Consider the following 11,748-nt stretch of genomic DNA (forward strand, 5'->3'; position numbering starts at 1 on the left):
CTCTAAAATTTGATTCGCCAGACTGGCGTCTCTAAAAAAATGCAAAAACACTGAGTTTTATATTCAAACTCTAGATTAATATTTAGTTATTCATTGGCACTACTTTGTAATACTTACTTTCACTTGAAATGCCAGACGAGATACCACTATGTTGATAAACAAAAGCCATCAAACAAATCGCAATAACTGCCAAACTTGCCTTCTTACAAAATTTTAAATAGCGCTCATTAAAATGCCCACCAATACCCGCAGGGTTGTACAACGCCCAAATTAAGGGCATAGATATGATCAAAGCCAAACCAATTATGAAAATTTCAGAAAGAACCTCTTCATAGTAATAAGGAAACACTTTGTCCCAAAGTATCGAGAAGAATACAAAGTACACTAGAACACTTAAACTATTAAATAGTAAGCATTTAAATAGGTTTTTCATATGGCCTTAATCAAGCAAAAAAGTTAAGTTTATACATTCTTACGCAATAAACTCATGAGCAAAGTTATACATGGCGAGCATTGTGTAACCCTTCAAATCGCCTGTTCCAATTACCCTGATGTTGACTGTGACACGCCTCTTCTGTATCAAACACAATACGCTTTTTAACTCCTTTTGCTTTGACACCAGCTGATATGAGCTTGTTCTCAATTAGGGCCTTAATGTGATCACATTTGCCCGAATCGATTACTCGCTGCAAGCTTTCCTGATTATCAAAAACACAGACAACAGAGAGACTTTCTGGATACGTTTGAAAATTGACAAAATGAGTTAACCATTCGAATCCAATATACTGCTTAAGCACCTCTTCACATGCTTCTGTTAGCGCGTTTACAATGGCTTTTTCTAGCTTTTTATCTGACTTTTTCATCTAGTTTAAATGGTACTTTAGAGAAGGGCCTCATTCCTATGATATAGAGCAAGACCATATAGAAGTGTAATATCGCAACACTTACAGGTGTTACGGTTGTCTCAAATTAGTTAGCAGAAATCGCAAGCTCTCTTACTTTACACCAGTGCGATTTATCGCCTCTATCAACGTAACTCACACTCACCTTTTTTCCACTCATTAATGCAGCCAGCGCGGTTGAATGAACTGTTTTGTCATGCGTCCATAACTCGCATGTTACGCTGGTGTTGTCTGGGTTAGGTCCAATGCGCCCTTGTCCATTTATAAATAGCCATACATTCAATGAATCATCAGGCGTTTCATATACTTTTACAGACGTTACGCTGGCATTATTGACCGTCAGTACAGCAGCCCATGCATTAGGTACTAAGAACAAAGCCAACAGAAAAACTATTTTTTTCATTTAATTTTCCAGAGTTACAATAAAATTTCCAATATTCAGTAGCTACACTGCCTATTTTTCGCGCGCATATTCTACCAGCTTTAATGGGTTCTCGCGACACTGGACCCTAACTTAATCAGATGGGTAAAGCCGAGTAGCAATACGCATGTATCCTTTTGAAGTATAATGCAAACTTAATTTTCAACTTCGTTACGTCACTTGCTCCGAGTTTTCGTTCATTTACATTGATTTTTTTGGCTTAAATTATTGAGTGAAAGGTGTACACGTTAAACACTACCCTACAAAGGTAACTAACGGTCTTTCTAATCATTAATGCTCCGGTAACACGCGTTAGCTTTGAAATAGTGCAAGAAACTTTAGCAATGTTCCATTCGATTCGAAAACCCTATAAAACATATTGATTACACGATTCATAGATAAGGTGACACAAGTAAAGCTAGTTGATTCAACCAAGCAAATAGCTCACTGAGCATTTATCGAACGATTAAAAGTAAAAAACTTTACCTTATTGCCTATGTTGAGCCGAGACTAAAACTCAATATGGGAGCATGTTATTGCTGCACCAAAGGCAGCGAAAACAATACACACTCTAATAAAAAATTTACTATGGAAGGGTTACGCCACATTGTTTATCAGAGCATAGTGTGGCGCAGTTTTGACCTAACTATTCAATAATGATACTGGTAATCATCGGATAACCCGAGCTACATACGCTATCATGCAAATATATTGTTACAGGCATTGAAGCAACTTTAGCCGTCAATAATACACTGAGAGTATTGGCTAAGCCCTTGTCAGTTGCCGGTACTATATACTTCGCTTTACTATTACAAGAGCTCGGACCAAAGTGTTGTTTATCAGTCGTCACAGCAACAGTTCCATTTGTATATGTTTGAATTGTCAATACTTTTGCGCTCTCAACTCCAATAGCATAAGCTTGAGAAACAAAAGAAAAAGCTAATACAATCAAAAACTTAAAAACTTAAAAACTTTCATGCTTACTCCTAGTTAAGTTTTTCCATTAATTTGTGGGTCACAAAATCCAAACTTCGCTGATAATTGGGTATCCAGTGGTTCCGCCCCCTGTGCACCCCGTTAAAGCCAATTGTACGTTAGACTTGGTTGCATAAGCTGTAAGTAAAGCTGAATACATATTTTTAAGATGTACAGCATCACCTTGATGCAAATTTATGTAATCTGTATTACTACAGTTTCCCGGATTTGCCGCATTTTCTTGTATAATCAATATTCGCCCGGCCTGCAGGCGGATCTCTTTAATAACCCCCCTGCTCCACCCGTCGTATGCAAATGCTTGCTCTGATAGCAGTAGAAATAGTATCGCTAGAGCGAGTTTTTTTAACATTGCCTTTTTACCTCTATACTTAATAATTGAGAGTCATCTCATCAATGTTGGGAGTATATTAAACTACTAGCGATTGCTAGCTAAGATTAATAAACTGCCCTTTAATTATTTCAAAATATCTAAATACGAGACTTCGCAAGCACCGCCACGTTTATTAAAGTCGAGTCGACACCTTTTTATTCGCTGCGAAAGCCATATAAGTAGCACGAATAATGTACTGGTGTTGAGTGGCGAGTATCTGTACAGGCCTGTTATGAGCACTCAAGAGCTGATGTAAACCACAATTCAATTGTCCCGTCATATGCGCTTCCACTATAATCGCCAACGGCCCTAATAAGATTGATTTCAAGTTTCCCCAAATGGATATTTTGCGCCTGATTCACAGGAACAAAAACTACCACACACAGTTAGATCTCTTTAATAAGGCTCTACTCGACATACAATAAGTCACTGTTATTAAATAGATTTCAAACCAATTTTGAGTTTCAAACCTGCGCACAGCCCTTGGCACTGTCAGCCTTTTTAGGTACGCAAAGTGCGCTAGTATACGCTTTAAGCTATTTTTTGCAAAGCTGATACCCTCATCTGCCCCCCAAGCTGCGGCTTTCGAGAGTTTTAAAATACAGCCTATTTAGTTGATAATTTTGCAATCATGGTGACGTAAATTGTGAATACTGAACTTTAATTTTGATGAGATCACACCAGCATGATGGCTCAGCAGATAAAAGTAGAAAAGTAAAATTGGCTCATATTGGTTAAATGCCAGATAAACGCACGAATAGCATTTGGATACTTTAAAGCACTTGTGACTGACAAGCCCTGATTAAGAATAAGAATTAGGCAAGAGTTCGTGATTTTTTGCAGTAAAAGTTGTTAACATTGAAATAAAACGCATACTTCAAAGGCACAACAAATGATGTAAGTAAATTAGTAATTTTGGAGAATTGAGGCTTTCCATTTCTATCATAAGCCTTCAAAACACGAGTAAATTTTGCATGTGTATTGAGACAGGTTCTATAAAACCACCATAGACGCCTAAGTTGCTTTTAAAGGTCCAATAAAGACTCAGGAGAGAGTACCTCTACTTTATTGCCAACACCGTAAATTATAATTGAGCAGACCATTATAAAAAGCTAACAAGTCGAAATTAAAAACATCAATGCTGCGACAATCACAGCATTGAGCAGGGTATTTAGCCAATCAAAGTCTATACAGCTAGGTCACAAACTATCTACTAATTCAACTTTAATAGGGCTAACATCTATACTACTTACGCCTACTGCACTTCCATTTAGAACATATGCCGCATAGAAAGTTTCAGGGGGTATTTCATCTGAGCAAAAGTATTTATGGTCGCCTGTAAACACACTCTATTCCAGCTTACAGGCTTTAAACTTTTTGAACACACGAAGTCTACATCCACATCGAGTACTCAAAAGGACAGATCTAAAAATCTAAAGGCAACATCTAAAACGCTCTACAGGAGTTAATCAAGCTAATTACACTACCTTTCGAATTGTACCGAATAAATCTCACAAACAGGACTATTAGAACCTGTCCATCGTTTACTCTCAGCAGTAAAGCCATGAATATAAACAGGGGTTTGAGAGTGATAAGCAGCTAATAGCATACTTAAGTTTGCTTGAAAGCCCGCACTGTTTTTATTGACATAGTATCCGTAACTGCAAGTTGCACCATTTGTCGGTAGCGAGATGAATACATCTCCGTTGCCATAATCGGCATAACTTATTAAGTTTTTTATAACCCCTTTACTAGACCGCTCAACAGATGACGCATAAGAGAATTGCGACACAGTAAGCCCTAACAACATTAAAAATAACTTAGTTTTCATCATTACATCTCATTTTGATAAAGTGTTTGTTACATGGCAAATCAGTGAGTTTTAACGTACTCAACAAGCTAAAAATTGAATGTTGCACTCAATATAGAGTGCACTTTTAGCACTGCTATAATAATACCGTAAAATCCTTTAAGTCTTCATTTATTTTAATTCAAAAATTTTAAATGAACCGCTCTACTAGTCATCACCATAGAAAAATTAAAAGTAAGTCAAATGAGTGACTAAATATCATGACAAAATGCCACAAAGGGAAAGCGCTCACAATGAATATTGCCTCAAATGCAAACGACTTTATTTACTATTTAGTCAGCATTAGGTAGCTAACATCTTCTCCATCTGCCCAACGTGTGCAAGTGTTTGCTCCAACAACCGTGATTGTTTTATCTGCCATATATGCAGAAAGAAGCATGCTGAATTGAGATTTTCCATAATCACTTTTTTCATCTTTGATCATCCAATATCCAATTTTTGCGCAAGTTGGCTTATTTGTGCTCTCTCCCTCTAAAAAAAACCAGTGTAGGCCATCATCACGCACCCGAATGTCTTTTATCTTTCCAGTTTGCGCTCCTGCTAAGACCAAATTAGAACACATAAGTAAAGCCAATAAAGCGATTATTCTCGCCATACGCAATCTCCTTTAAAAATATAAATTTTCTCTGAACCAACATTGGATAGTGAGTACTTTAACTATGCTAACGAGTAACTGTCAGAGAATTGAATTTAGAATTAGCGCGAACGATATCAATAACGCCTTTACTTGTCACTAAAAGTGATACTTAAACTATGAAGATACACAATAACCCTCGTCGGCAGGCCCTTTTACGTTCGGAGCAATAGAAGCGAGCTAAAAGCTTCTACTACAGGCAAGGAGGTGACTTAGCTAACATTAAAATGGCGCTTCTAGAAAATTACGCCACGGTTACGCTTATCAGGCTATTCAAGGTTAGATTGAGACAAAAACTCACTAACAATCGTACCAACCAACTGAGGCGACTCTTGATGAGCAGCATGTGACGTGAATGGGATATTGGCAAAATCGACATTTTGAATACTTGCCTTTAAAGCAGCGGCTTCGTCCAAAGAAAACAAAAAATCATTGTCTCCGCGCATAATTAAAGTTGGGCAGCTTATCTGTTTAACCAAGTTTTTGGGGTAGCCTAAGTCGGTTGTATCAAGCCACACGCTTTTCACTGCTTTTAGAAGACGCGAAAAGTCTGGAGATGGGTTTGAAGCATTGTAAGTTCGCAAGTCCTCAGGACAGTTTTCATTCCAATATTCAGCAGTTAAGCCACTTAAAATGTCAATCGAAGGATCATCTGTCTCCAATCGCCATTGCGAACCAAGAGTAATCAGGCTTACGACATGCTCTGTTTGCTGCGCAGCCAATCGGTAGCCCACAATACCGCCATCACTGAAACCAAATATTGAGTACCTTGTTACACCTAGATGAGACAATACATCTAATACATCCTGTTGATACTGAGCATAGCTCAATGCAGGGCCTTCCAAAATTGACTTTCCATGACCCCTAAAGTCAACGCTAATTAAGCAATAGTCCTCGACCAAATATGGATGTAAAGTCACAAGATCCCTTGTTGAACCTAACCCTCCATGGAGCATAAGTAGAGGTTTTGCATTTGGATTCCCTGTAAGTTCAAAATAAATATGAGAACCGCAGCTTTCTATATAATCACCCTTGTTAATCATCAGAATACGCCTTATGAACATCTATGAACCTGAAAACGCCCGCGCAACTGTTGCTTGCTTTAAAGGTTGCACCATTCTTAAAAAAAATCAGTATTCACCTAAAAAATAACAGTGCTTAGAATAGCTGTCACTTATAATGGTACTTTAATTTCTACAATGAGTTACGCGCACCCTACCATAATAAGCATTAACACCGCCTTTTTCGTAAAGTCGCTAACAATATAGTAACTCTCTTTCTATTCAGACGTAAGAATAAGACCAGGGTTTAGATAAAACATCTTTTTCCAGCCTTGTGTTTCGGTAGTGGCCAACCAAGGTAGCGGCAGTAATGATAAGATTGAGTAATGAACATGGGCGGGTTTTCCTTGAGCATTTCCAGAATCACCTAAGCGCCCTAACAGTTCGCCCCTGCGAACCCATTGCCCCTGTTTCACAGAGTAACTTTGTAAATGAGCGTAATAATGGACACGCCATTTAGGGCCGAGTATTACTACAACCTTCCCTCCCTTTTTCACCACCCCTTCATAGATAACAATACCGTCCGTAGCAGCGATAACTCCTGTGCCAATTTTACCAAAAATATCTATGCCTTTATGAACACCAGAACTCCCCCAAGGCTCATGCCAAAATGTGTTTTCATGCCAATCATGTAAAGTCGCTCCTCGAACCGGTATTTCGCTACGCTGCGGTATCAAAAGACCTAAAATGATGATAGATACAAGAGTTAGTAGCGTGCTTTTTGCGTACATTTACGATCTCTCCTTAAAAAAATTGCCACCCAAAAAGGTGAAAACCGAAATAGTTTTATTGCTTAAATTGCACGAAGAATAATAATTTAGCTTCAAATCAGCCTTTAAAAGTAGATTAAACACCAAAACTCCTTAAAAAGTGCTGAATACTTCTTTGTTTAAAATACAAACTAATAATCTAGCACTACAAAAATTTGGTTTATTCCTCCATTTTGCTTTCATAATTATGTATCACCATGTGATAAGAATCGGTGATCTAAATTGGAAAAAATATGCAGCAAACTACAAATAAGGAACAAGAAAAGTCCTTAGAATCTGTTTGTGAACAAGAAAATAACAAAAATCCAGTTAAAAATAGTGAGAGTGCCAGCGATACAAATATGCCAGTAATTTCACCACTGAGCTTGGGAAGCGCAGATTTTCGAAATGACTATTGCATAAAATACGCATATTTGGCTGGTGGTATGTACCGCGGTATTGCGTCAAAGGAATTAGTAATTGCATTAGCTAATGCTGGGTTTTTAGGTTTTTTAGGTACAGGTGGAAGAAGTCTAAAAGATATCGAGCAAGATATTATCCATATTCAAAATACCCTCTGTGAAGGTCAAGCATATGGTATGAACTTGGTCGCTAATTTAGACTCACCGGAGTTAGAACTTGCTACTATTGAACTCTATCTAAAATATGGTATTCGCTGTATTGAAGCTGCTGCATTCATTCGCCTAACTCCTGCTCTCGTCCTTTATCGATTGCAAGGCATATTCAAGGATCCACAGGGCAAAGTAAAAACAAAAAATAAGATCATTGCCAAACTTTCTCGTCCGGAAGTAGCTGACCATTTTCTCAGCCCTGCTCCTCTGCATATTGTGCAACAGCTTTTTGCACTCGGTAAAATATCGCCAGAGCAAGTTGAGCTGAGCCAATTGATTTTCATGTGCGACGACATATGTGTAGAAGCCGATTCAGGTGGCCACACAGATAGAGGCCTTCCTTCTGTATTACTGCCAGCGATACAAAGTTTACGAGACCAAAAAATCAAAAAATATGACTTTGCTCATAAACCAAGAGTGGGCCTTGGAGGTGGAATTGGCACGCCGACTTCAGCAGCGGCTGCATTCATGATGGGCGCAGACTTCATTTTAACAGGCTCCATAAATCAATGCACGGTTGAGGCTGGTACTTCCGACTTGGTCAAATCCATGCTTCAAGACATAAATGTGCAGGATACCGATTACGCCCCAGCAGGCGATATGTTTGAATCAGGTGCCAAAGTACAAGTTCTAAAAAAAGGCGTATTTTTCGCGGCGAGAGCAAACAAACTATTCCAGCTTTATCAGCAGTATGACTCTCTTGATTCTCTGCCGGATAAAATTCAGACGCAACTGCAAGACAAGTATTTCAATTTATCTTTTGATGAAGTGTGGGAACAAACAAAACAGTACCTTTTGGAATCAAACCGCCTCCAAGATGTCGAGCGTGCTGAGCAAGACAGTAAATTCAAAATGGCCCGAGTATTTCGCTGGTATTTTGCCACCAGCATGAAACAAGCTTTTGCTGGTACACAGCAATCACGTGTCAATTTTCAAGTACACACAGGGCCTGCATTGGGCGCATTTAACCAGTGGGTCAAAGGCACAGAACTGGAGCAATGGCAAAATCGTTATGTCGCTCAAATTGCCGAAAAGTTAATGCAAGACACAGCAACCCTGCTAAGTATCAAAACACAGCAGCTTCTGGCTTTAAACCAAGCCACAGCATAAAAAACGGAGGCAATATGAAAACTTACATATTTCCTGGGCAAGGATCACAGTACGTTGGTATGGGTAAAAAGCTCTTTGCTCAATTCCCACAGTTAGCTGAACAAGCAAATGATGTGCTCGGCTACTCTGTCAGTGATTTATGTCTATATGATCCAAACAAGCAACTTAATAAAACACAATTTACCCAACCAGCACTTTACACCGTGAGTGCCCTAGCCTACTTGGCGCATCAGACAGAAAATGAATCTCCAGCCGATTTTTTCGCTGGTCATAGCTTAGGTGAGTACAACGCATTGTTTGCAGCTGGCGCTTTTAATTTTGAAACAGGCCTAAAGCTTGTTAAAAAGCGCGGCGAATTAATGAGCCAAGCGGCCCCTGGAGCCATGGCAGCAGTGCTAAATTTAGATGAGGAAAAGCTACGCTCGGGTTTGTGTGACAACCAATTAATGAATGTCGATGTTGCCAATCTGAATGCCCCAGATCAAATTGTTATTTCGGGACTTGTGGACGATATTGAACAAAGTCAGCAATTTATTGAACAGCTAGGTGGTCGATTTATCAAGCTTAACACTGGTGGTGCTTTTCACTCTCGGTACATGGCACCCGCTCAACAAGCGTTTGCTCGCTACATCCAAGAATTTGATTTTTCTGTGCCCCACACGCCGGTTATTGATAATGTTACAGCTAAGCCAATTGAACCTCTAGATATCGCCAAGTTGTTGATTGCACAAATAACACAGCCGGTAAGGTGGACGCAAAGTATCGAATTTTTAATCCGCCAAGGAGAGATGAAGTTTATCGAACTTGGACCGAAGAAAGTACTCACCAAGCTTGTACAAAGTATCCAAAAAAACGCCTCTTTGGTGACGAGTATCAACCCTGTCACTACCATCAATGTCGCTACAAAACCACTTGCGCCACATCAGCAAGTAGCACATTGGAACAAAACTTACCCGATTGGCACTGAAGTAAAGATAAACGGCAATTCGAACCGGCATACCACCCGCACTAATGCAACCTTGCTTTTTGGGCACCGCCCTACAATTTTTTTGCACGGTTTTCGCGGATACTTTCATTTAAACGAGATAACGCCAATGCAGCACATCAAACAAACTGCTGCATCAGCCTAAAGCTTTATTAATATATACAATGACTTGGGCACATCCAAGTCATCAACAGAATAAACTCTAACAATACTTTTGGACCACAGCGATGAAATATTACATTGGCTTAGCAACCTCATTCCACGACCCTGCAATTGCAATCGTAAACGAAAAAGGCGAACTAATTTTCGCTGAAGACGCAGAACGTTTTTTAGGCTACAAACGCGGGCTATACTGTTTACCAGACAACCCATATTACATTGAAGAAGTCCTAAAAACACACTGTGCAGACTGCTCCGAGTTAATTATCGCAAAAACTTGGAGTAAGGGACGTGAGAAAAGCACCAACATTTTAGAAAATGTAGTTCTGAGTATTCTTGAAACCTTCTCATTTAATATTGATGTAAATACCCGAGATATCAAAGACCAATTTTATTTCGCTCGCGCTTCACAAGCTGCCGCAGGGCGAACTCTATCAAGATTTTTTGAAGCTGGTTGTCGAAATTTCATTGTTGGTAATTATCGTACCAAAAAGCCAACTGATGTACGCTACCACGATCACCACTTAACGCATGCGGCTAATGCATGTTTTAACAGCCCTTACGATGACGCTGCATGTATTGTTGTCGACGGCATGGGTGAAAAGAGCAGTATTGCTTATTACACCTACAAGAACGGACAAATTAAGCCAGCTCCGATAAAAGTAAAACGCTCATTTAAAAGCCTTGGCCTGTTTTATACCATCATTTGCGAAAACCTAGGTTTTGATCCACTTAAAGGTGAAGAATGGAAGGTTATGGGGCTTGCGCCTTATGGGCAAAAAGACCAAAAGGTCTACGACCTCCTTCGCTCATCGCTTCAAGTTAAAAATGGCAATTTTGCAGTGCCTAAAAATTTAAATGCCATCATGAAAGAAATCAAAAACATGGCGCGTGAGCCCGGCGAGTCTGTAGAGCGATATAAAGACTTTGCGTATACGGGGCAACTTGTATTTGGTGAAATCTTCATGGACTTAATTAACGCCGCATATGACTACGCCCCATCAAAGAACCTTGCTATTTCTGGTGGCTGTGCACTCAACTCTTCGTTTATGGGTACTGCTCTAGAGCGTTCAAAATTTGAAAATATTTTTGTACCATCGGCACCCGCTGACAATGGCAATGCCATCGGTGCTGCATTTTTAAGCTACCAGCAAGACAACCCTAGCTGGAAACCAAGTAACACCGTTCAATCTCCTTACACGGGTTCAGAAGTCAAAGAAAAGTCTCTGCAAAAACTTGCTCAGTATGGGCATTTGAAAGCCACAGACTATGGAGATGAAGTCTATAAGAAAACCGCAGAATTTTTGGCTGAAGGCAAAATCATTGGCTGGGCGCAAGGCAAAGCAGAATTTGGCCCTCGCTCTTTGGGTAACCGTTCAATTCTGGCTAACCCATGTTTGTCAGATATGAAAGATACAATTAACGCTCGCGTAAAATTTCGCGAAGAGTTTCGCCCTTTTGCCCCGTCCATTTTACATGAGCATGGTGATGAGTACTTTGAAAACTACCAAGAGTCTCCTTATATGGAACGTACTTTGGTATTCAAAGAAGCCGTGCGCAACAAAGTCCCCGCTGTAGTACACGTAGACAATACTGGTCGCCTGCAATCCGTTAAAAAAGAATGGAACGAACCGTATTACAACCTCATTCAAAATTTTAAAGAGATAACTGGAGTTCCTGTGCTGTTGAACACCAGCTTTAACATCATGGGTAAGCCTATCGTGCACTCAGTCGAAGATATGCTGGCGGTATTTTTAATGTCTGGTATCGACGTATTGGTGATTAACAACACTATTTACGAGAAAAACTAGTAGTACCAGAGCCCAAGGCGACAACTGGTCTTGGGCGACCACCAAGGT

At 39.7% G+C, this 11,748-nt stretch carries 12 protein-coding genes; 3 read left to right on the forward strand and 9 right to left on the reverse strand.

Annotated elements, in window-relative coordinates; all coding sequences use genetic code 11:
- Positions 1-82: 82 nt before the first annotated feature.
- The 9 genes from N475_RS11100 to N475_RS11140 form a co-directional block, all read right to left on the reverse strand.
- Positions 83-385: a hypothetical protein gene (locus N475_RS11100; protein WP_063365287.1), complete on the reverse strand. Its 303-nt coding sequence runs from the start codon at positions 383-385 to the stop codon at positions 83-85.
- A gap of 112 nt (positions 386-497) precedes the next feature.
- Positions 498-863, reverse strand: coding sequence for a hypothetical protein (locus N475_RS11105; protein WP_063357815.1), 366 nt, complete (start codon positions 861-863; stop codon positions 498-500).
- Positions 864-969: 106 nt separating this feature from the next.
- A complete protein-coding gene (locus N475_RS11110; RefSeq protein ID WP_063357814.1) occupies positions 970-1,305 on the reverse strand; it encodes a hypothetical protein in 336 nt (111 codons plus the stop codon).
- Between the two features lie 664 nt (positions 1,306-1,969).
- Positions 1,970-2,173, reverse strand: coding sequence for a hypothetical protein (locus tag N475_RS11115; protein WP_162269594.1), 204 nt, complete (start codon positions 2,171-2,173; stop codon positions 1,970-1,972).
- A gap of 165 nt (positions 2,174-2,338) precedes the next feature.
- Entirely contained in the window at positions 2,339-2,668 is a 330-nt protein-coding gene (locus tag N475_RS11120) for a hypothetical protein (RefSeq protein ID WP_063365289.1), read from the reverse strand.
- A gap of 1,504 nt (positions 2,669-4,172) precedes the next feature.
- On the reverse strand, positions 4,173-4,523 hold the full coding sequence (locus N475_RS11125) for a hypothetical protein (protein ID WP_081232416.1): 351 nt from the start codon (positions 4,521-4,523) through the stop codon (positions 4,173-4,175).
- Positions 4,524-4,827: 304 nt separating this feature from the next.
- The gene (locus tag N475_RS11130; RefSeq protein ID WP_063365290.1) at positions 4,828-5,154 is read right to left on the reverse strand and encodes a hypothetical protein; all 327 of its coding nucleotides are present in this window, start codon (positions 5,152-5,154) and stop codon (positions 4,828-4,830) included.
- Between the two features lie 308 nt (positions 5,155-5,462).
- Positions 5,463-6,236 (reverse strand): alpha/beta fold hydrolase, encoded by a 774-nt coding sequence (locus tag N475_RS11135; RefSeq protein ID WP_063365291.1) that lies wholly within the window; start codon positions 6,234-6,236, stop codon positions 5,463-5,465.
- 236 nt (positions 6,237-6,472) lie between these two features.
- Complete coding sequence (locus N475_RS11140; protein WP_063357808.1) at positions 6,473-6,985, reverse strand: M23 family metallopeptidase; 513 nt, start codon at positions 6,983-6,985, stop codon at positions 6,473-6,475.
- 272 nt (positions 6,986-7,257) lie between these two features.
- On the opposite strand from N475_RS11140, the gene N475_RS11145 reads away from it, so the two are divergent.
- The 3 genes from N475_RS11145 to N475_RS11155 all read left to right on the forward strand — a co-directional run bounded on the left by N475_RS11145 (position 7,258) and on the right by N475_RS11155 (position 11,700).
- Complete coding sequence (locus N475_RS11145) at positions 7,258-8,745, forward strand: PfaD family polyunsaturated fatty acid/polyketide biosynthesis protein (RefSeq protein WP_063357807.1); 1,488 nt, start codon at positions 7,258-7,260, stop codon at positions 8,743-8,745.
- A 14-nt stretch (positions 8,746-8,759) separates the two neighbouring features.
- A complete protein-coding gene (fabD, locus tag N475_RS11150; protein WP_063357806.1) occupies positions 8,760-9,875 on the forward strand; it encodes an ACP S-malonyltransferase in 1,116 nt (371 codons plus the stop codon).
- Positions 9,876-9,957: 82 nt separating this feature from the next.
- Positions 9,958-11,700, forward strand: coding sequence for a carbamoyltransferase family protein (locus tag N475_RS11155; protein WP_063357805.1), 1,743 nt, complete (start codon positions 9,958-9,960; stop codon positions 11,698-11,700).
- The last annotated feature ends 48 nt before the right edge of the window (positions 11,701-11,748 follow it).

It is taken from the genome of Pseudoalteromonas luteoviolacea DSM 6061, assembly GCF_001625655.1.
Lineage (GTDB): Bacteria > Pseudomonadota > Gammaproteobacteria > Enterobacterales > Alteromonadaceae > Pseudoalteromonas > Pseudoalteromonas luteoviolacea.